18 protein-coding genes and 3 tRNA genes are annotated in these 20,393 nt (G+C 61.5%); 10 read left to right on the top strand and 11 right to left on the bottom strand.

Going from position 1 to position 20,393, the window contains the following annotated elements; genetic code table 11:
- The first annotated feature begins 215 nt into the window (after positions 1 to 215).
- From SR858_RS18325 to SR858_RS18310, 4 genes are all read left to right on the top strand, one after another.
- Positions 216 to 497: a DUF1971 domain-containing protein gene (locus SR858_RS18325; RefSeq protein WP_019920442.1), complete on the top strand. Its 282-nt coding sequence runs from the start codon at positions 216 to 218 to the stop codon at positions 495 to 497.
- 101 nt (positions 498 to 598) lie between these two features.
- A complete protein-coding gene (locus SR858_RS18320; protein ID WP_019920441.1) occupies positions 599 to 880 on the top strand; it encodes an autorepressor SdpR family transcription factor in 282 nt (93 codons plus the stop codon).
- Positions 877 to 1,533: an SdpI family protein gene (locus SR858_RS18315; protein WP_019920440.1), complete on the top strand. Its 657-nt coding sequence runs from the start codon at positions 877 to 879 to the stop codon at positions 1,531 to 1,533. The genes SR858_RS18320 and SR858_RS18315 overlap by 4 nt, the downstream gene beginning before the upstream one ends.
- Positions 1,534 to 1,566: 33 nt before the next feature.
- The gene (locus SR858_RS18310; protein ID WP_322533707.1) at positions 1,567 to 2,640 is read left to right on the top strand and encodes an alpha/beta hydrolase; all 1,074 of its coding nucleotides are present in this window, start codon (positions 1,567 to 1,569) and stop codon (positions 2,638 to 2,640) included.
- A gap of 123 nt (positions 2,641 to 2,763) precedes the next feature.
- Here the strand turns inward: SR858_RS18310 and SR858_RS18305 are convergent, their stop codons facing one another.
- Both SR858_RS18305 and uvrB read right to left on the bottom strand, forming a co-directional pair.
- A complete protein-coding gene (locus SR858_RS18305; RefSeq protein WP_026637024.1) occupies positions 2,764 to 3,783 on the bottom strand; it encodes a pirin family protein in 1,020 nt (339 codons plus the stop codon).
- Positions 3,784 to 3,793: 10 nt separating this feature from the next.
- On the bottom strand, positions 3,794 to 5,869 hold the full coding sequence (gene uvrB / locus SR858_RS18300) for an excinuclease ABC subunit UvrB (protein ID WP_026637023.1): 2,076 nt from the start codon (positions 5,867 to 5,869) through the stop codon (positions 3,794 to 3,796).
- Positions 5,870 to 5,985: 116 nt separating this feature from the next.
- On the opposite strand from uvrB, the gene SR858_RS18295 reads away from it, so the two are divergent.
- The 3 genes from SR858_RS18295 (at position 5,986) to SR858_RS18285 (ending at position 7,549) form a co-directional block, all read left to right on the top strand.
- Entirely contained in the window at positions 5,986 to 7,188 is a 1,203-nt protein-coding gene (locus tag SR858_RS18295) for an amino acid aminotransferase (protein WP_026637022.1), read from the top strand.
- 124 nt (positions 7,189 to 7,312) lie between these two features.
- Positions 7,313 to 7,388, top strand: a tRNA-Asn gene (locus SR858_RS18290).
- An 85-nt stretch (positions 7,389 to 7,473) separates the two neighbouring features.
- Positions 7,474 to 7,549 (top strand) — tRNA-Asn (locus tag SR858_RS18285).
- A 98-nt stretch (positions 7,550 to 7,647) separates the two neighbouring features.
- On the opposite strand, the gene SR858_RS18280 is transcribed toward SR858_RS18285, so the two are convergent.
- A complete protein-coding gene (locus SR858_RS18280; protein ID WP_019920435.1) occupies positions 7,648 to 10,239 on the bottom strand; it encodes a hypothetical protein in 2,592 nt (863 codons plus the stop codon).
- Between the two features lie 283 nt (positions 10,240 to 10,522).
- On the opposite strand from SR858_RS18280, the gene SR858_RS18275 reads away from it, so the two are divergent.
- From SR858_RS18275 to SR858_RS18265, 3 genes are all read left to right on the top strand, one after another.
- Positions 10,523 to 11,215 carry a DUF3334 family protein gene (locus tag SR858_RS18275; RefSeq protein ID WP_019920434.1) on the top strand — a complete coding sequence of 231 codons (693 nt, stop codon included), beginning with the start codon at positions 10,523 to 10,525 and terminating at the stop codon, positions 11,213 to 11,215.
- Positions 11,216 to 11,610: 395 nt separating this feature from the next.
- Complete coding sequence (locus SR858_RS18270) at positions 11,611 to 13,797, top strand: TonB-dependent receptor (RefSeq protein WP_019920433.1); 2,187 nt, start codon at positions 11,611 to 11,613, stop codon at positions 13,795 to 13,797.
- A 56-nt stretch (positions 13,798 to 13,853) separates the two neighbouring features.
- Positions 13,854 to 13,929: transfer RNA gene (locus tag SR858_RS18265), tRNA-Asn, on the top strand.
- 195 nt (positions 13,930 to 14,124) lie between these two features.
- On the opposite strand, the gene SR858_RS18260 is transcribed toward SR858_RS18265, so the two are convergent.
- The 8 genes from SR858_RS18260 to SR858_RS18225 all read right to left on the bottom strand — a co-directional run bounded on the left by SR858_RS18260 (position 14,125) and on the right by SR858_RS18225 (position 20,327).
- Positions 14,125 to 15,372, bottom strand: coding sequence for a zinc ribbon domain-containing protein (locus tag SR858_RS18260; protein ID WP_019920431.1), 1,248 nt, complete (start codon positions 15,370 to 15,372; stop codon positions 14,125 to 14,127).
- A 104-nt stretch (positions 15,373 to 15,476) separates the two neighbouring features.
- Positions 15,477 to 15,797, bottom strand: a complete 321-nt coding sequence (locus SR858_RS18255; protein ID WP_040377308.1) for a type II toxin-antitoxin system YafQ family toxin — start codon at positions 15,795 to 15,797, stop codon at positions 15,477 to 15,479.
- On the bottom strand, positions 15,769 to 16,050 hold the full coding sequence (locus SR858_RS18250) for a type II toxin-antitoxin system RelB/DinJ family antitoxin (protein ID WP_084669797.1): 282 nt from the start codon (positions 16,048 to 16,050) through the stop codon (positions 15,769 to 15,771). The genes SR858_RS18255 and SR858_RS18250 overlap by 29 nt, the downstream gene beginning before the upstream one ends.
- 77 nt (positions 16,051 to 16,127) lie before the next feature.
- Positions 16,128 to 16,499: a hypothetical protein gene (locus SR858_RS18245; protein ID WP_019920428.1), complete on the bottom strand. Its 372-nt coding sequence runs from the start codon at positions 16,497 to 16,499 to the stop codon at positions 16,128 to 16,130.
- 70 nt (positions 16,500 to 16,569) lie between these two features.
- Positions 16,570 to 16,806, bottom strand: coding sequence for a hypothetical protein (locus tag SR858_RS18240; protein WP_019920427.1), 237 nt, complete (start codon positions 16,804 to 16,806; stop codon positions 16,570 to 16,572).
- Positions 16,807 to 16,814: 8 nt separating this feature from the next.
- Positions 16,815 to 17,141, bottom strand: a complete 327-nt coding sequence (locus SR858_RS18235; protein WP_019920426.1) for an ArsR/SmtB family transcription factor — start codon at positions 17,139 to 17,141, stop codon at positions 16,815 to 16,817.
- 106 nt (positions 17,142 to 17,247) lie between these two features.
- On the bottom strand, positions 17,248 to 19,386 hold the full coding sequence (locus SR858_RS18230; protein WP_026637019.1) for a family 2A encapsulin nanocompartment cargo protein cysteine desulfurase: 2,139 nt from the start codon (positions 19,384 to 19,386) through the stop codon (positions 17,248 to 17,250).
- Between the two features lie 8 nt (positions 19,387 to 19,394).
- Entirely contained in the window at positions 19,395 to 20,327 is a 933-nt protein-coding gene (locus SR858_RS18225; protein ID WP_019920424.1) for a family 2A encapsulin nanocompartment shell protein, read from the bottom strand.
- Positions 20,328 to 20,393: the final 66 nt, after the last annotated feature.

The following is a 20,393-nucleotide window of genomic DNA, read 5'->3' as shown; positions in this document are numbered from 1 at the left end:
ATGTAATCGGCCGGATCACAAAACATGTAGGTAGAATACATCTTTAAAAATAAACCTGTCAATGCACTTGAAAAATTAATATTTGCCCTGTAACCGCACGGCCCTCAAGCTCTACCATTAGTTGGGGGGCGGCATCGTCCGAAGGGCCACTATCAGCTAATCTTGAACCAACGTATTTTGCAAGCGCAACATATTTCAACCTCAGGAGATACCGCATGAACACCATACCTTCCAGCGCCGCACACTACCGTAGCACCCCTGTATTTACCCAGGACACCGTACCCGCAGCCTTGCAGCGCGCGCATACCACCGCTGCCGATGTATGGGGCCGCATCACCATTCTGGAAGGAAGCCTGCTCTACCGGATCACCGATGCACGGCGCGAACCGGAAGAGATTCTGTTGACGCCGGATCAGCCGGGTATCGTGGAACCCGCCATTCAACATGAGGTTGCCTTAGTCGGCCCTGTCACTTTCCAGATCGACTTCCATCGGTAGCGTGCAGACGCCCGTCAGGCCACCGGTCAGTGAAATTATTTGACCGCTTGTTCCCATTCCTCTATATTTAGATAATTATCTAATTAGATGTTTATCTCAACATGAGTGCCACCAATAGCGCGTTCAAGGCGATTGCCGATCCTGCGCGGCGCGAGATCCTGCGGCTGCTGCGCGATGGCGAGATGACGGCCGGCGACCTGGCCGAGCGTTTCGACACGAGCAAGCCGACCATGTCGCACCACTTCGCGGTACTGGTGGAGGCCGACCTGATCGCGCGCCGGCGCGAAGGGCAGACCATCTGGTACAGCCTCAATACCACCGTACTGCAGGACGTCGTCGCGTGGATGATGGACCTGACCGAACCCACCGGGAGGAAAAAATGAAAACCCGCTTCATTACCATCTGCCTCGTATTGATCGTCCTGGTCAGCGCCGTCACCTGGCATTACTTCCCGGCGTTGCCCGAGCACATACCGTTGCACTGGAATGCCGCCGGCGAAGTCGATGGCCATGGCCCGCGCGCCATGCTGTGGCTGCTGGGTCCCGGCTTGATGACGCTGGTCGCACTGCTCGGGCTGGCGCTGCCATGGCTGTCACCGCGCCGCTACGGCGTCACCGCGTTCGAGTCCACCTGGCTGTATTCGACCGGCGTGGTCGTGGTGCTGCTGGCGTATGTCCACCTGCTGGTGCTGATTGCCGCCACCGGCGGCCAGGTGCCGATGGACGGCGCGGTGCCAGCCGGGATGTGTATCGTGCTGATCCTGGTCGGCAACCCGCTGGGCAAGGTGCGCAAGAATTTCTGCCTCGGCATCCGCACGCCCTGGACCCTGAGCAGCGACCGCGTGTGGTATGCGACTCATCGCCTCGGTGCCAGGCTGATGGTTGCCAGCGGTGTGCTGGGCCTGGTCGGCGTGCTGGCTGGCGCGCCGGGTTGGCTGGTGCTGTTGCTGATGTTCTGGTGGGCGCCGGTTGCGGCGCTCTATTCGCTGGCGTGCTACAAGCGGCTGGAAAAAGCGGGTACGCTTGAATCCAGCTGAGCCGCCTTTCCATCCCTTTCAAGGAGTCCGTTGATGCGTATTACGCTGCCTTTGTGCACGCTGCTGTTCTGCTCGATGGCCAATGCTGCGGTACACGCTGCGCCGACTGTATCCGCCGCGCCCGCTGTACCCACTGTGCCGGCCGTGCCCGCGCCAGCCCTTACACGGGCCACGCCCGCCGCGCCCGTCATACCGGTCGCACCTGCGTTACCCTTTGCGGCGCGTGAAGTGACGCTCGATGTCGGTGGCGGCACCCTGCGCGGTACGGAATTGGCGCCCAAGGCGGGGGAGAGCGGCAAGGTTCCGGTCGTGCTGCTGCTCGCCGGCTCCGGCCCCACCGACCGCAACGGCAACAGCATCGCGCTGCCCGGCGCCAATGACAGCTTGAAGATGGTGGCCGAAGGGCTGGCGGCGCGTGGCATTGCCTCGGTGCGGTACGACAAGCGGCTGATTGCAGCGAGCGTCTCGCCGCAGTGGAGCGAGGCTGATCTGCGCTTCGACGATTTTGTCAACGACGCGGTAGCGTGGATCCGCCAGTTGAAAACCGATCCGCGCTTCTCCAGGGTGGTGGTGGCCGGGCACAGCGAGGGCGCGCTGATCGCAGCAGGCGCCTGCCGGCGCGGCGCGGCCGATGGGTGCGTGGAGATTGCTGGCATAGGGCGTGGTCTCGATGAAGTGCTCGACGAGCAATTGAAACCCCACCTGGCGCCCGAACAGTTTGCGCAGCACACCCGCATCGTGGCGTCGCTCAAGGAGGGCAAGCTGGCGGACGCGGTGCCGCCTGAGCTGATGATGTTGTACCGGCCGTCGGTGCAGCCTTACCTGATTTCGTCGCTGCGCCACGAGCCGCGCGACGCCATCGCCGCCTTGACCATGCCGGTGCTGATCGTGCAGGGCACGTCCGACATCCAGGTGAAGGTGGCCGATGCCGAAGCGCTGGCCAAGGCCCAGCCGGCCGCCAAGGTGGTGATCGTCGAGGGCATGAACCACCTGTTGAAAATCGTCGGCGACGACCAGGCCTTGCAGGTCAAGTCGTACGGCAGCAATGAGCTGCCGGTGGCGCCGCAGTTGCTCGATGCGGTCGCCAACTTCGTGCAGGGACTATAGGGAACCTCGAAAAACCGTAGCGAGCGGTTCGTTATCGTCGCGAGTAGCGCAGGCGTACCGAGGTACGCTGAGCAACGGAGCGGTAGCGGGCCGCGCAGTAGGTTTTTCGAGTTCCCTACAGAGTCAGCCTTCCCGGCGCTCCACCCGGCCACCGACGTGACGCGCAAAGCGGGTAGGATCGTCGCCATGGACGGGCGCCATGTCGGGCCACGGCCAGCCGCCGAAACCGGTCTGCTGGTAGTCGGCGTGGGCCTGGCGAATTTCCTGTTCGCTGTTCATCACGAACGGGCCGGCCTGCACCACGCGCTCACCGATCGGGCGGCCTTGCAGGACCAGGAACTGCGCGGGTTTGGCGCCGTTCTTCAACAGCAGCGGGGCGTCGGTGCGCAGGTCGTTGGCGCTGCGCGCTGCGATCGACTGGCCGCCGATGGTGGCGCCGTCGCCGTCAAAGTAGTACAGCGCGCGCCTGGTCTGCGCACCGCGCGTTGGCGGCAGGGTCCACTCGGCGCCCGGTTCCATCGTGATCACCCAGATCGCCACGTCGCTGTCGTCGGCGGCTGCCCACGAATCGGGTGGGGGCGCCAGCGGTTTTAATTCCGCCAACTGGCCGGCGACGCACAGCACGTCGGTGCGCGCGCCGGAAGCATCGGCCACCACCTGGCGTGGCACGTCTTCGGACCACAGCATGGTGAAATGCGGTTCGACCATCTTGCTGCGCGCGGGCAGGTTGAGCCAGATCTGGAACAGCTCGAGCGGGTTGTCGGCATCGGTTTTCAACAGAGGGAACATCTCGGAATGGACGATGCCGCGACCGGCCGTCAGCCACTGCACGTCGCCGGCGCCGAAGCGCGCCGCGGCGCCCAGCGAATCGGCATGGTCGATCAGGCCCCGCCGCACGATAGTCACGGTTTCGAAACCGCGATGCGGGTGGCCGGGGAAGCCCGGTATCTGCTGGCCGTGGTACATATTCCAGCCGTCGACATTGGCGAAATCCTGGCCGATGTTGCGGCCGGAAAGCGGCGTGGCCGGGCCATACTGACCGTTACCTTGCGGGTAGCCGTCGACATGGTGGACGCAGAATAAAAACGGGTCCATGGTGGCCCAGGGCATGCCCAGCGGGCCACTACTCAGAATTGGATTCATTGTGTAACCTTTATGACGGCAGCGTATCCGCGCCCGGGGCGCCGAACAGCTGCTTCTTGAGTCCATGCAGCTGGTCGCGCACTTGCGCGGCTTTTTCGAATTCGAGGTTCTTGGCGTGATCGACCATGGCTTTTTCGAGGCGCTTGATCTCCTTGGCGATCTGTTTTTCGCTCATCGATTCGTACTTGGCAGATTCCTGCGCCACCGCCAGTTCTTCCTTCGCCTCCGAAGGGCTGAACACGCCGTCGATCATGTCCTTGATCTTCTTCTGCACGCCGCGCGGCACGATGCCGTTGGCGGTGTTGAAGGCGATCTGCTTGGCGCGCCGGCGTTCGGTTTCGCCGATGGCGCGCTCCATCGAATCGGTCATGCGGTCGGCGTACAGCAGCGCCACGCCGTTGAGGTTACGGGCGGCGCGGCCGATGGTCTGGATCAGCGAGCGCTCGGAGCGCAGGAAGCCCTCTTTGTCGGCGTCGAGGATCGCCACCAGCGACACCTCGGGCAAGTCCAGGCCCTCGCGCAGCAGGTTGATCCCGACCAGCACGTCGAAGGTGCCCAGGCGCAGGTCGCGCAGCAGTTCCACGCGTTCCACCGTCTCGATATCGCTGTGCAGGTAGCGCACCTTGATGCCATGGTCGCTCAGGTACTCGGTCAGCTGCTCGGACATGCGCTTGGTCAGTGTGGTGACCAGCACCCGCTCGTTCTTGGCCACGCGGTCGGTGATCTCGGACATCAGGTCATCGACCTGCGAGCTGGCCGGGCGCACGATGATCAACGGGTCCACCAGGCCGGTGGGGCGCACCACCTGTTCCACCACCTGGTCGGCGTGGGTCTTTTCGTACTCGGCCGGGGTGGCCGAGACGAACACGGTCTGGCGCATCTTCTGCTCGAATTCCTCGAACTTCAATGGCCGGTTGTCGAGCGCGGACGGCAGGCGGAAACCGTAGTCCACCAGGTTGGTCTTGCGCGAACGGTCGCCGTTGTACATGGCGCTCAACTGGCCGATCAGCACGTGCGACTCGTCCATGAACATCAGCGCGTCCTTGGGCAGGTAATCGACCAGGGTAGGGGGCGGGTCGCCCGGCATGGCGCCGCTCAGGTGGCGCGAGTAGTTCTCGATGCCCTTGGTAAAACCGATTTCCTGCATCATTTCGAGATCGAACCGGGTGCGCTGCTCGAGGCGCTGCTCTTCAATGAGCTTGCTTTCGTTGCGGAAGAATTCGAGGCGGTCGCGCAATTCGAGCTTGATCGACTCCACCGCGCGCAGCACGGTCGACCGTGGCGTGACGTAGTGCGAGCCGGGATAGACGGTAAAGCGCGGGATCTTCTGTTTTACGCGGCCCGTGAGCGGATCGAACAGCTGGATCGATTCGAGCTGGTCGTCGAACAGGTCGAGGCGCACGGCCAGGTCGGCATTCTCGGCCGGGAAGATGTCGAGCGTGTCGCCGCGCACGCGGAAGGTGCCGCGGCCGAAATCGACTTCGTTGCGCGTGTACTGCATCTGGATCAGGCGCGCGATGATGTCGCGCTGCGAGACGCGGTCTTTTGCGCGCAGCGTCAGGATCATCTGGTGGTATTCGTTGGGGTTACCGATACCGTAGATGGCCGAGACGGTGGCCACGATCACCACGTCGCGCCGCTCCATCAGCGACTTGGTGCACGACAGGCGCATCTGCTCGATATGCTCGTTGATCGACGAGTCCTTTTCGATGAACAGGTCGCGCTGCGGCACGTAGGCTTCGGGCTGGTAGTAATCGTAGTACGAGACGAAGTATTCGACCGCGTTCTCGGGGAAGAATTCCTTGAACTCCGAGTACAGCTGCGCGGCCAGGGTCTTGTTGGGTGCGAAGACGATGGCAGGGCGGCCCTGGCGCGCAATCACGTTGGCCATGGTGTAGGTTTTGCCGGAACCGGTCACGCCGAGCAGGGTCTGGAAGAACAGGCCGTCGTTGATGCCCTCGCACAGCTGGTCGATCGCTGTGGGCTGATCGCCGGCCGGCGGGAACGGCTGGTGCAGCTTGTAGGGCGAGTCGGGGAAGGTGACCACGGTTGCCGCAGAAGTGTCTATTACGGGTAATTCAGCCATCTTGATCAGACCTTTGTTAGAATGACGGCCTGCCAGCGGCCTAATTTTCGGATACTAGTAAGGGGCGCTGTCAAAATTTTCCACTGCGAACCGCTCAAATCGAATCCAATCTTATCATGACGAATCCTAGCTTGTTCAGCGCCATCGACATGGCCCCACGCGACCCGATCCTGGGTATCACCGAAGCCTTCAACGCCGACCAGAACCCGGCCAAGATCAACCTTGGCGTCGGTGTCTACTATGACGACAATGGCAAGGTGCCGCTGTTGGCTTGCGTACAGAAGGCCGAGGAAATCCTGATCGCCGCGCCGGCGCCGCGCACCTACCTGCCCATCGAAGGCCTGGCTGCCTACGACAAGGCGGTGCAAGAGCTGGTATTTGGCGCCGACAGCGCGGTAATTCAAGAGAAGCGCGCGATTACCGTGCAAGCCATCGGCGGCACCGGCGCCCTGAAAATCGGCGCCGACTTCCTCAAGCGCTTCGCGCCCGATGCCCAGGTCTACATCAGTGACCCAAGCTGGGAAAACCACCGCGCGCTGTTCGAAAGCGCCGGCTTCACCGTCAACAACTACAGCTACTACGACCCAGGCACCCACGGCGTCAACTTCGCCGGCATGATCGCCGACATCAAGGCCATGCCTGCCGGCTCGATCGTGCTGCTGCACGCGTGCTGCCACAACCCGACCGGCGCCGACCTGACATCCGCCCAGTGGGATGAAGTGATTGCAGCCGTGACCACCGGCGGCCTGGTGCCGTTCCTCGACATGGCCTACCAGGGCTTTGGCGCGGGCATCGCAGAAGACGGCGCCGTCGTGCGCCGCTTTGCCGACGCCGGCGGCCCGCTGCTGGTCTCGAACTCGTTCTCGAAGTCGTTCTCGCTGTACGGCGAGCGCGTGGGCGCCCTGAGCGTGGTGGCCGCCAGCGGCGAAGAAGCTGCGCGCCTGATGTCGCAAGTTAAACGCGTGGTGCGCACCAACTACTCGAACCCGCCGGTCCATGGCGGCAAGGTCGTCGCCACCGTGCTGACCACGCCGGAACTGCGCCAGTTGTGGGAAGACGAGCTGGCCGGCATGCGCGTACGCATCAAGGAAATGCGCGAAGCGTTTGTCGCCAAGCTGAAAGCCAAGGCGCCGTCGCACGATTTCGACTTCGTGCGCGACCAGGTGGGCATGTTCTCGTACTCGGGCCTGACCAAGGAGCAGGTCGGCAAGCTGCGCGAGCAATCGATTTACGCCGTGGACACGGGCCGTATCTGCGTGGCAGCACTGAACTCGCGCAACATCGATACCGTTATTGACGCCATCGCCAAAGTACTCTAAAATCTTGCTTCTTCGGATCGCGGTAACGTGATTCGAGATGGCAACAAGACGTACCGTTAAGAATTGCACTGAAAGAATTCTTTCTTGAAAGTGCAAGGCAAACAGTATAAAATGTTGCCTCTTTTCCCTGATAGCTCAGTTGGTAGAGCGACGGACTGTTAATCCGCAGGTCCCTGGTTCGAGTCCAGGTCGGGGAGCCAGAATTTCAACACAGCGCCGCGGTGCTGTGTGAACCGATGAATGCAGAGCTCGCAGCATGCATCGGGTAGTACCAAGCGACACAATTCCCTGATAGCTCAGTTGGTAGAGCGACGGACTGTTAATCCGCAGGTCCCTGGTTCGAGTCCAGGTCGGGGAGCCAGAATACAAGAAGGCCACGTTGAGAAACGTGGCCTTTTTCGTTTACCGCCCCCAAAAAAAACTTCGGGGGCGTAACTATTCCCCCGAAGTTTGCTTACCTCACGGCCAAACCGCCTCAGTCCAATCCCGCCACACCTTCAACCGCGCCGGCTCCGCCCCCATCTGCGTTGCCTTCCACAGTCCGTATTGTTCGGTCTGCTCGGTGGTCACCTGGCCTAGGTTGTTGGTGATCATGTAGTAGCCGCCGTCCGGATACTGGCCCAGCGGCGCCCTGGCCTGGTCGAGGCAGTAGCGGAAGCCGGCGACGTTTTCCGGTTCGCCCAGTTCGGTGTTGGCCGGGTCGCAGCGGCGCCAGGCGCTTGCTGGCTGGTGGGTATACAGCGCGTTGAACTGGCCGATCGCACCGTTCACGGTTTTCAGGTAGAGGCCCGGCTGCAGTTCGTCGAGGAAGCGGTAGCGCGAGGGTTGTACGCCTTCGCGCGTGGCCTTGTCGAGGAAGTTGGCGGTGGCCAGGTGCTTGACGATCTGGGCGCGGCCGTAGCGGGCGGCGTTGTCGTAGCCGGTGGGGCCGTTCGGGTCCCAGATCGGGATAGCGTTGTTGACGTATTGCGCGCCCTTGATGCGTCCTTGCAGCAGGCGGACGTTGTGGCTGTTTTGCAGTGCGCGCGCCGCCGGTGTGCCGGAGCCCACGAGGTCGCCGATGTATTCGTCGAACGCGGTCAGGTACGGCCAGTCCATCGGGTAGTTCACCCAGCCGCTCTGGCCCCCGGGATTGACCGTCATCTGCAACTGGTACCACTGGTTGCTGCGGTAGTAGGAGCCGACGATGTTGTCCGCCTCCCATGCCGTATACCATTCGCGCGTGATCTTGCCCGCTGCGTTCTTGTCCTCCTGGTACACCATGTGCGGCGCCAGGAAGAACAGGCTGACGGTCTGGAACGGCCAGCCGTGCGCCTCGCCGCGACCCTTCCACTGGCCGGTGGTTTTATCCTTGTCGCCGATAAACCAGGTCTGGTTGCCTTCGAGCTGGTAGTCCTGCGCCAGTTCCCACTGCTTGACCACATTCCAGTGGAACATGCTGGCCACCGCGCGTTCGATGAAGGCGTTCGTGGTGAAGTCGCGCGGCTTGGCGGCGGCCATGGTGGTGCTGTTGGCCAGGGTTTGCAGGTAGGCCGCGCCGCGCTGGGCGCCGTATTGCTGGCCGTTGTCGGCAATGTGGTTGCCGCGTCCGCCGCCGAGGAATTTATAGGCGTCCCACCCGGTAAACGTCATCATGGCATTGATCTGCACCCGCAGGTCCGGGATCAGGTGGCTGTAATCGGCGCGGTTGCCGTTGGGGTTCTTGTGCTGCTCGAACCAGTTGATCAGGTCATGGTAACGGCCATTGGGATTTTGCCAGCCTTCGTTCGGATGCTGGATGCCGTTGGTAAAGCCGCTGCCGTCTGCAGTCGTGGGCCAGATGTCGAGCGGATGGGTGGTGGGTAGCCAGGCATTCCAGTCGGGGAACTGCATCGGGATCGCGGTCTCGCGCACGTTCATGGTGGCGTCGGGATTCATCACGCGGTCGATGTCGGCCTGGGTGAGGGCCAGCGGCGCGTTCAAAGGCTTGCCGAACAGCGCTTTCACGGCATCGGCCGGATTGGTCAGTACCGCATCGAGGCCGGCGCCGGCCGACCATTCGGTAGCGCAAGCAGCGGTAGTGCAATCGAGGCCGGGGCCGGGCTGGTATGGCGGATTCCATGGTCGCGCCCTGGCCACGTAGGGTACGTCCTTGAGCGATGCGCGCAGGAAGGCGGCGATCTGCGCACCCTGCATGTCGGACAGGCCGTGGAAGCGGCTGCGCTGGACGATGGCATTGTTTGAATAATTGAAGTACTGCAGGTCGCGGCCATTGTCGGCGTGGCACGAAGCGCACGCGGCCTGCAGCTTGCGGGTGACGATGGCCGACTTGGCGTTGTTGCCATGCGCGTACCACAAGGCTTTGCCGGCATCGATGCCGGCTTGCGCCAGGTTGCCAGTGCCGCGCTCGCTCAGCGGATCGAAGTGCTGCACGGTGGTGGTGTCCACCTGCGCCGCGCTGGCGTCCTGCAATTGCAGGTTGAGGATGCGGTAGCCGTTCGATTCGCCGTCGGTGCCGTTGAAGCGGAACTGGATGCGGTTCATGCCGGGCAGCGCCACCAGGCGCGCCCTGGCTGCCGCGTCGAGCGGCACGGTGATGCGGGTAGTGTAGAAGCCGCCGTTGATGCCGCCATGCAGGCGCTCGTCATCGGCCAGCACCATGTTGGCATCGGTAACGTCGATCCACGGCGCGTTGCTGTCGTCGCCAGCGCCGCCAAGGATGCGCATGCTGGCCTTGATCTTGACGGGCAGGGCGGTGGTGGCCTCGAATTCGGGCGCGCCGTAGAAGCCGCAGCGGTGGCACTGGAACCACAATTGTGTCGCGGCGCCGAGCTTGTCGGCGGCCAGGCCCAACCGCGCTTCGGCGATCACTGGCGTGGTCGGCGAACCGTTGCCCAGCACTTCGAGTGGCAGCACCAGCGCATCGTTTCCGGCCAGCACCGTGGTGGCGGCGAAGCTGGCGGTCTTGGCAGCCGGTTGCCGGTTGGCGCCATCGCCGGCGCCGCAGGCTGCCAGCAGGGCGGCCACGGCCAGCGCGCACGCCGTCCGTAATCGTGAGCGGAAATTGTTCATTGGTGTTCCCCGGGATTGATGGTTGATTCGATATGTTTGATGTGGCGGTAATGCCGGAGAATGTTACCGGAAATCAAATTCGATTTGAAACGAACAAGGTCTGCTATGAGGCATAGGCGGATGGCTCACAGAATTTGCATTTCGGCACAAATGTTTCATGAAATCGCAGGTATCGGTGGACGTGAATCTTGCATCTGGTTATTCTTCTAACTCGGGACGCGGTCGTTGCGCAGCGCGCACCTGCGCCCAGCTTTTACAATTGAAAAGGTCACAGAGGTTCACCATGAGTTTTGAGAAAGAAACGGTTGTCTACGGCACCGAGGATGTGCTGAAGAGCTTGTGCGATTCCGTATCGCGCGTGATCAACGTGGCCACGCAGAGCCGCGTGAACTATTCGGGCATGGTGCAGCGCATTACCAAGATCGGCCTGAAGCCGGACATCGGTTGCTTCGTGCTGTTCGACGGCGGCTTTACCGGCCTGGTGGTGCTCAACTTCAGCGCCGCCACCGCGATGGAAATCTACGAGCGCTACATGCTCACCATGGGCATGCCGAAGTCGGAACTGGCCACCGCCCACACGTCGGACGAAGTGTCCAACATCATGGGCGAGCTGATGAACCAGATCGTCGGCGACTTCACCGGCAAGGTCCGCCGCGAGCTGCAAACCAACATCACCCAGAACCAGCCGAAAATGCTGGTGCTCAACAAGCAGGTGATGCTGAACGTCGATACGCCGCTGGACCGTCCGGAAATCCGCCGCGTGACGTTCTATACCGAGAAGAACAACATCTTCTACCTGGAACTGGCGATCGACCGTACCGAATTCATCCGCCTGCACGACTTCGACACCCACGAAGAAACCGATGCCGACGCCCTGATGGATGCCGAACGAGCCAAGGGTAACCAGGGTTCCCAGTCCGCCCCGGTGGATGACATCGACGACAACTCCGACCTGCTGCGTTCGCTAGGCATGTAACAGCTGTGGTGTTTTTCACACACACGGTGAAGATTTCATGAAAAAAGTCGCGCCCAACGGACCTGGGGTAACGAAATAAACAGTATTGATTTTTCGCCAAAAGGCGCCCCGCTGCACAGCCGGGCGCCTTTTTATATTCTGTAAACACATATCGTGTACCGAATATCTAACACTTAAGCGAGCTGGTCATATATTCGGCTTGCAATACCACCTATCAATGAAAGAAAATACCGCCTTTCTCAAAGCGGGTGCATTCTAGACATCTTCAAGATGCGTTGCCCCGCTTGAACCGCCATGGTCGCGACAGATGATCAGCCGGAAGCCAGACCACAAAAGAGAAGACAGGAGACACTGTTTCGCACTCTTTATCCAGCCAATTAAATCGGGAATTTCGAATGATCAAACTGTCCAAGATGCACAAGCGCCTGCTGGCGCTGAGCGCCGTTATGCCTATGGGTGCCGCAATGGCCCAGACTGCAACCCAACCGCAACTGGAAACCGTCGTGGTAACCGCCCAGCGTCGCGCTGAAAACATCAAGGACGTGCCGGTATCGGTGACGATGCTCAAGGACGAGCGCCTCGATGTGCTGCTGTCCGGCGGCCAGGACATTCGCGTGCTGGCAGGCAAAGTGCCATCGCTGAACATCGAATCGTCGAACGGCCGTACCTTCCCACGCTTCTACATCCGCGGCTACGGCAACACCGACTTCAACGCCTTCGCCTCGCAACCAGTGTCGCTGATCTATGACGACGTGGTGCAAGAAAACGGCATCCTGAAAGGTTTCCCGATGTTCGACCTGGCCGGCGTGGAAGTGCTGCGCGGCCCGCAAGGCACGCTGTTCGGCCGCAACACCCCGGCCGGCGTGGTCAAGTTCGAATCGGCCAAGCCGAACCTCGACAAAGTGGAAGGCTATTACAGCCTGTCCGTAGCAACCCACAACACCATCAACCTCGAAGGCGCTGCCAACGTGCCGCTGTCGAAGGAATGGGCAATGCGCGTATCGACGCTGCGCCAGCACCGCGACGATTTCGTGGACAACACCTTTACCGGCGCCAAGGATTCGCTGGAAGGCTACAACGAACACGCCGAGCGCGTGCAGTTCCTGTACAAGCCGAGCACCACCTTCAACGCGCTGTTCAATGTGCACTCGCGTACGACCACCGGCAGCGCGCGCCTGTTCCGTGCTAACCTGATCCGCCAGGGCAGCAACGACTTCGCCGACGGCTACGACTTCACCAAGATCGGCACCAATGCCCAGAACGGCCAGCACCTGCGCACCAACGGCGCCAACGTGCGCCTGTCGTGGGACCTCGGTGCGGTCAAGCTGTTTTCGATCACCGGCTACGAAGGCGTGGACGACTACCTGTCCCGTGGCGACATCGACGGCGGCTATCCGAACCAGCCGGGCGTGCCGTTCCAGGTTGAAACCGCCGGTGGCCTGAGCTACCTGAAGCAGTACAGCCAGGAATTCCGCGTCGAATCGAAAAACGCCGGTCCCCTGAACTGGCAGACCGGTGTGTACTGGTTCAAGGAAAGCGCCGAAGGCCTGACCGACAACTTCGACACTGCCGGCGCCCGCACCTCGCACCTGGTGAGCCACCAGAACAACACCGCCAAGGCTATCTTCGGCTCGTTGACTTACGACCTGAGCAGCGACCTGGTCCTGCGTGGCGGCGTGCGTTACACCAACGACAAGAAGGACTTCCGCACCGTTACTAACATCAACGTGCCACAAACGGGTCCAAGCACGGCCGACGCCGACAAGAGCAAGGCCAACTGGGATGCCAGCCTGACCTACAAGATCAATCCGGACGTGAACGCCTACGCCCGCGTGGCGACCGGCTTCCGCGCGCCAAGTATCGCAGCCGCATCGGCAGCCGTGCCGATCACCGTGGCCGATGCGGAAACCATCACCTCGTATGAAGCCGGTATCAAGGCCGACCTGTTCAACCGTCGCGCCCGCGCCAACTTCAGCATCTACAACTACGAAGTCAAGAACCAGCAGCTGACCGTGGTGGGCGGCCTGTCCAATGCCAACCAGCTGATCAACGCGGCCAAGACCAAGGGCCGCGGCGTGGAAGCCGATTTCGAAGCCTTCATCACCCCGGCCTTCAAGGTGACTGCAGGCGGTTCGTACAACTTTACCGAGATCAAGGACCCGTCGCTGCGCGTGGCTACTTGCAACGCCAGCCGTTGCACCGTGACGGACCCTGTCGATGCCAACGGCTTCGCCCGCATCGACGGCAACGCACTGCCACAGGCGCCGAAGTACACCGTCAACGCCACCGCCCGCTACAACTGGGCGCTGGAAAACGGCAACCTGTTCGTGCTGACCGACTGGGCTTACCGCAGCAAGATCAACTTCTTCCTGTACGAGTCGAAAGAGTTCACCGGCAAGTCGATGGTGGAAGGCGGCGTGCGCGTCGGCTACAACTGGGATGGCGGCAAGTATGAAGTGGCAGCGTTCGGCCGCAACATCACCAACACCGCGCGCATCATCGGTGGCATCGACTTCAACAACCGCACCGGTTTCGTGAACGAGCCACGCCAGTTCGGCGTGCAGTTCCGCGGCAATTTCTAAAATTCGCCGTTCAGCGTAGACAGCTGACAGATGGCCGTATATAATGCGGCCTCTTTTCCCTGATAGCTCAGTTGGTAGAGCGACGGACTGTTAATCCGCAGGTCCCTGGTTCGAGTCCAGGTCGGGGAGCCAGAATACGCAGCATCAAAAAGCCCAGCCTTTACCGGTTGGGCTTTTTGCTTTGGGGCTTATATTCAAGCCTTATCAGCCCACGCAGCATCTCACCCTTGCTGTCGTGGATGCGCTGGTTATTGGTGCCGATGCTGGACAGCAGGGCTGCCTGAATTCGGAGCAGAGTATGCAGCAGCTTGTCGCCTGCCGAAGTTACTAGGTTGGCGCAGGCGTTGCAGTACCACAGTGGTTGCAATGGAAGGCCAGCAGCTGGCGCGGCTGGCCGCAGGCATCGCATGGCGCGCGCTGACTGGCGCCGCACATCTCGCAGCAGGCTTGATCGACCAATCGCAGCTTTTCGCCGCATGACCGGCACTGCGTCTTGCGCAACCGCGTCAGGCGTTGGCGCGCTGCAGTAAACAAGCTACGCTGGGCCAGGTAGACCAGGAACAAGCCGCCGGCCACGCTCGCGGCAATCGCAAGGTAATACCAGAGAAAGCTGAGTTTCCATTCTTGCAGCACGTAGAGTAGCCGGTACAGTAGTTCTTGGGGCAACAGATCACCGATAAAGTACAGCAGGCGCAGCAATATGGGGATCGTACATACCAGGATCAGATGGGCGGAAATCAGGATGCTGGTTTCCTGGCTTTTCCTGATGGCGCGCGCATTCCAGAAGATCGTCATCAGCAATAGCGGAACCATGAACCCGACTTGCGCGGCTACCACTTTCAGCGGATACCAGAAGACCTGCCGTTCATAGCGCTCGGCTTCTTTCGCAAATTCGCTGTCGATAGGCAGCGACTTCAAATAGACGAAATAGGCGAGAACGTTGGGATGGTTGACTATTTCGCTACTTACTTCGGCGTGCCGTTGCTCCAGCATCGCGAGTCGGGACGTCAGATAGTCTACAGTGCTCTTTATCTTGCCTGCTTCAACCGGAAGTATCGACTCTTCGCGTTTTTGATCAGCTATCTTTTCCAGCAGCGCGGTGCTGTAGCTTTCCTTGATTTTGCGGCTTTCCTCGTTAGCCCTGCTGATTTGCTCGTCGATTTGCTTCAGGTGCTCAGCAAGACGAATGATCGGCGGCGTGCCGATAGTCACCAGCATTTTTTCCTGGATCTGGACGCAAATCGGCAATAAGATCTGATTTATCTGGTGGAGGTCATGATTTTGTCGAGTCTGCTGACCTACCCCTTCGGCAGCCGATGCCAAGGTGGCGATCTGCTCAGCGGTGCTGCTGCGCAGGAGGTTGAATGACAGGGACGTGCAATCGTTCGACACGTGTGAGCTGGGATAGTTCACCAACTCTTCAGCATCGGTCAGCCCCTTGAACATCAGGGTAAGAGTAAATCCATCGAGCGCAAACACCAGTATCAAGGCAAACCAGGAGAGACGCTTGGCGCCCGAGTAGGTGATTAGTCTTAGCCACCTGGATTTGATGGCCTGAGCGAGTGTCGCGAACATGACGATAATCCGTTTGTAATGGACGGATGGCCATTGTCGCCGAGTGGAGCTGTCGCGAAATTGCTCTCAATCAATTACGCGAGCAATGTTGAATAAGTACCGGTTTAATCGGCAAACAGCTCGGCATGTGTACCGGCACGAACGAAGACGACGCTATCGGCCTCCTCGCGATAGATCAGCAAGAAATCACCGCCGATATGGCATTCCCGGTGATCACTCCATTCGCCTTTTAACGCGTGATCGAGCCATTCCGCCGGTAGCGGCGCATCGTGAGCGATCAGCAGGAGCATTGCTTGCTTCAGGCGATTGAGATCGTAGCGGCCCGAATGCGACAGCCGGATCCAATCCTCTTTGAAGGTCTTGGCGTAATCCGATGCCCGTGGCATTGCTGCCCGCTTACTGGCCGCTGTCTTTTTCAAGATCAGCTAACAGCTCATCAGCATTGGTAAAGCGGGCCCGACGTTCTGCCATGATGGCACGGGCTTCACTCATTGCAGCGCGCGTGGCCGCGTTCGGCACTTTCAGTTCCAGCGGGAAGGCTTGATCCGCCACGACGCGGTGCAGAAACAGCCGTACGGCGTCGGCCATGGTCAGCCCCATCGACGCCAATGCCTCATTCGCCTGGGCTTTGATGTTTTCGTCGATGCGGACATGGAGCATTGAAGTATTGGTTGCCATGAGATCCTCCTGTCACGACATTGTATCTCAAAAGAGATACCGATATCCTTTTTGGATATTTTATGACCGCCGCCAACTCAAGCCGCAGCCGCACCCCACCGGTCACCACGCTTGCGAATATGCTGGTCGAACACATATCCCCACGGCATCGCAATCGGGATGATGATGGCCACCGCGCATTCGAAGGCGGTGGCGATGATGGTGTCGTCCATGGTGCCGCTTTGCCAGGCGGGCAGGGCGACCAGCAGCAGCCACAGCGACTTCCACGTCATTTCCCACAGCAGCACCGGCAACATCTGCAAGGGATAGCGGATGCCGATGATGCACAGCAGGCTGAAGGCCGTCAGCATGCACTTGACCACCCCCTGCGACAAACCCCACGGTTCGGCGTGGCGCAGCACGCCCGGCCACACGACCAGCGCCAGTCCCAGCGCGATGATCAAATACACAGCTCTCAGCGAATACAAACGAAACAGCGATACGTGTGGCATGGCGCTACTCCCATTCTGGCAGGTTGGATTACTCGACGTCTTTCAGCACTTTTTCAATCGCGACGATGCGGATTTTCAGGTCGGCCAGGGCAGCGGCGGTGGCTTCTTCGGCGGCGACCGCGCGTTCGGCCAGCAGGCGGTAAGACTCTTCGCTGTCGGCTTGCAGTCGCGCCTTCTTGACGATGGTCTGCGAGCGGATCAGGAAGATCATCAGGATCGTGCCGAAGAAGATGCCGAGGGTCGTCAGGTAAATCGGTTCAGACATGGTTGCCTCTATTTTTCAGGATTGTTGGTCAGGGTGGCGACTGCGGTACTGATCATGGCCGGCGACAGGTCGATGGCGAATGGCGCGACGTCGAAAAAATTGAGCGCCTTGCCATCGTCCGACAATTCCAGCTGGCTCGTTACCAACCCGGCGTCTTCCAGCTTCTGCAAATGCAAATGCAGCAAGGGCCGGCTGATGTTCAACTCCCGCGCCAGCTGGCTCACGTAATTGCGCCCGCCTGCGGCCAGCGCCGCCACCACCCGCAAACGGTGCGGGTTGGACAGCGCCGCCAGCGCCGCCAGCAGCTGATCGCCAGTAAGGTGTTTTGATTTCATGTGTCAACAATATCTGACAGGTGTCAGCATGTCAAACCATTTCAACGAAAAAAAGCCTCATGCAGCGCACGAGGCTTTCATGGACAACTGCCGGGCAGATGCTGCGTCAGCCGTTGCGCCGCTCTCCTGCCAGCCGTCGGACTACTGTGATCAAACGGTCGATTTCGTCGTAGGTGTTGTAGAACGCCAGCGACGGCCGTACCGTGGTCTCCACGCCGAACCGGCGCAGGATCGGCTGCGCGCAGTGGTGGCCGGTGCGCACGGCGATGCCTTCTTCGTTGAGCGCCTTGCCCACTTCCTCTGTCGTGTAGCCTGCCAGTACGAACGACATCACGCTGGCCTTGTCCGCCGCCGTGCCGATCAGGCGCACGCCGGGGATGTCGCGCAGCCTGCGGGTGCCGTAGTCGAGCAGTTCGTGCTCGTAGCGGGCGATGTTTTCGATGCCGATCCTGTCGATGTAGTCGATGGCGGCGCCGAGGCCCACCGCGTCGGCGATGTTGCCGGTACCAGCTTCGAACTTGTTCGGAATCGGCTGGAACACGGTCTTCTCGAACGTGACATCGGCGATCATATTGCCGCCGCCCTGCCATGGCGGCATGTCTTCCAGGACCTCGCGCTTGCCCCACACCACGCCGATGCCGGTCGGACCGAACAGCTTGTGGCCCGAGAACACGAAGAAGTCGGCGCCGATGTCCTGCACGTCGATGCGCATATGCGACACCGATTGCGCGCCATCGACCAGCGCCTTGGCCCCCGCGCGGTGCGCCAGTTCCACGATCTCCTTGACCGGCACCACGGTGCCAAGCGCATTCGAGACCTGCGTGACGGCGACGATCCTGGTGCGGTCGTTCAGCAGCTTGCGGTATTCGTCGAGCAGCACTTGGCCGCTGTCATCGACCGGGATCACGCGCAGCGTGGCGCCCTTGGCGGCAGCGAGCTGTTGCCACGGCACGATGTTGGCGTGGTGTTCGAGGTTGGAGACGATGATCTCGTCGCCTTCGCCCACGTGCTGCCCGCCCCAGCTCTTGGCCACGAGGTTGATGGCCTCGGTGGTGCCGCGCACGAAAATGACCTCGTTCACATCGGGCGCGTTGAGGAAGCGCCGCACCCGCTCGCGCGCGCCTTCGTAGGCGTCGGTCGCGCGCGCCGCCAGCGCATGCGCGGCGCGGTGGATGTTGGAATTTTCGTGCTCGTAGAAGTAGCTGATGCGGTCGATCACCGATTGCGGCTTGTGGGTAGTGGCGGCGTTGTCGAACCACACCAGCTGGCGGCCATTGACGCGCTCCTGCAAGATCGGAAAATCGCGCCGCACCGCGTGCACATCGAACGGCGGATGGCGGTCGCTGCCGGCCAGCGGCACGGCGCCATGTGGCGCCGGCTTGGCAGGCGTGACGAAGCCGCTGGGCAGGGTGACGGCATCGACAAAATAGTACTGCGGCGCGGGCGCTGGGGTGCCCGGTGTGCTCGATGCTCCTGGTACGACGGCGTTCCGGTGGTCGTGCGCGGTGGCGCCGGGCTGGCCGTGGCGGTCGCTCAGGAAGTAGTAGGCGCCAGTGTCTGCGAAAGGCGCAGCCGGGTACTGCTGCGCTGCTGGCGCAACAGGCACGCCAGCCGCACCGGCATTACCAGGCGTGTTCCCAAACGCCTGCGGCACGCCGAGCAGCGCGCCGCCCACGCGTGGCTCGTACGCGGGTATCGCGCCGAGCGCCTTGTCCGGCACGCCGTTGCCCGCTTGCGCGGACGGCAGCAGCGCCGGCGCGCGGTTGACCAGCGACAGTACCTGGGTAGGCGAGGCCGGGATCAGGTTGGTGCCGGGGATCTGTCCTTGCGGGATCGGCGTGCCCGGTACTGCCGGACCGAAGCCGGCGGGGCTGGCCAGGGGCGAGCCGGCCGGCGCGATGTTGGCGGGCGCCTGTACGCCGGGCGCGGAAAACTGCCGCGCTGCCGTCGGTGCAAATTGCTGCACCTGCGATGGCGGCGACAGAGATGCCGATGATGGCGCAGACGGATATGCCGGCGATGACGCTGACGATGGCGACAAACCCGGCGCCGCGCCAGGCGCCGAACCGGATATCGAGCCAGGTGCTGAAAACGGCAAAGTCAACCGCGAAGCAAACGGCGACGCTGCAAACAGCTCGTTCGCCAGCCGCGCCAGCACGGGCGGATCGAAGGGCGCGCCCGTCGGTTCCGGCACATTGGCCGGCGCGCTGGCCGGGAGGGAGGAGGGGGGCGTCAGGATGCTCACGGCGCGGCTTACTTGTAGGTGTCAGGGTAGTCGTGGTATTTGCCGATTTCGACGTCGTCCAGCACGGCCAGCGCGTCGGAGGTCAGCACCGCGAGCGAGCAGTACAGCGAAATCAGGTACGACGAAATCGCGTGGTTGTTGATGCCCATGAAGCGCACCGACAGGCCCGGACTTTGTTCGCCCGGCAGGCCAGGCTGGAACAGGCCGACCACGCCTTGCCGCTTGTCGCCCACGCGCAGCAGGATGATCTTCGATTTGCCATCGGCCACCGGCACCTTGTCGGACGGGATCAGGGGAATGCCGCGCCAGGTGATGAACTGCGAACCGAACAGGCTGATGGTCGGCGGCGGCGTGCCGCGGCGGGTCGCTTCGCGGCCGAAGGCGGCAATCGCCAGCGGGTGGGTAAGGAAGAAGGCCGGCTCTTTCCAGACCTTGGTCAGCAGTTCGTCGAGGTCGTCCGGGGTGGGCGCGCCGGTGAGCGGGAAGATGCGCTGCTCGTCGGTCACTTGCGCCAGCAGGCCGTAGTCCGGATTGTTGATCAGTTCGCTTTCCTGGTTTTCCTTGATGGTCTCGATGGTCAGGCGCAGCTGCTCCTTGATCTGGTCGTGCGGGCTGCTGTACAAGTCGGAAACGCGGGTGTGCACGTCAAGGATGGTCGAGACGGCATTGAGGAAGTACTCGCGCGGATTTTCTTCGTAATCGACGTAGGTGCGCGGCAGTTGGTTCTCCTGCTCGCGGGCGGTGCAGGTGACCTTGATCGCTTCCGGATTCTTGACCTTGTTGAGGCGATAAATGCCTGCTTCCACCGGCACCCATTGCAGCAGGTGCGTGAGCCAGCGTGGACTGATGGTTTCGAGCTGCGGTGCAGTCTTGGTTGCGTTGGCTAATTGCCGTGCTGCGTTGTCGCCCAGCGCCGTGGTGCCGCCTACAGTTGCCGTCATTTGAGGTTCCTTTGATTTAATGATGTGACTTGCATCAGTGTGCGTGCTGGAGCGGGACCGCTCAAC

Origin of the sequence: Duganella zoogloeoides, from assembly GCF_034479515.1 — a bacterium.
Classification (GTDB): domain Bacteria; phylum Pseudomonadota; class Gammaproteobacteria; order Burkholderiales; family Burkholderiaceae_D; genus Rugamonas; species Rugamonas zoogloeoides.
This window is presented reverse-complemented; position numbering and strand designations above follow the sequence as displayed.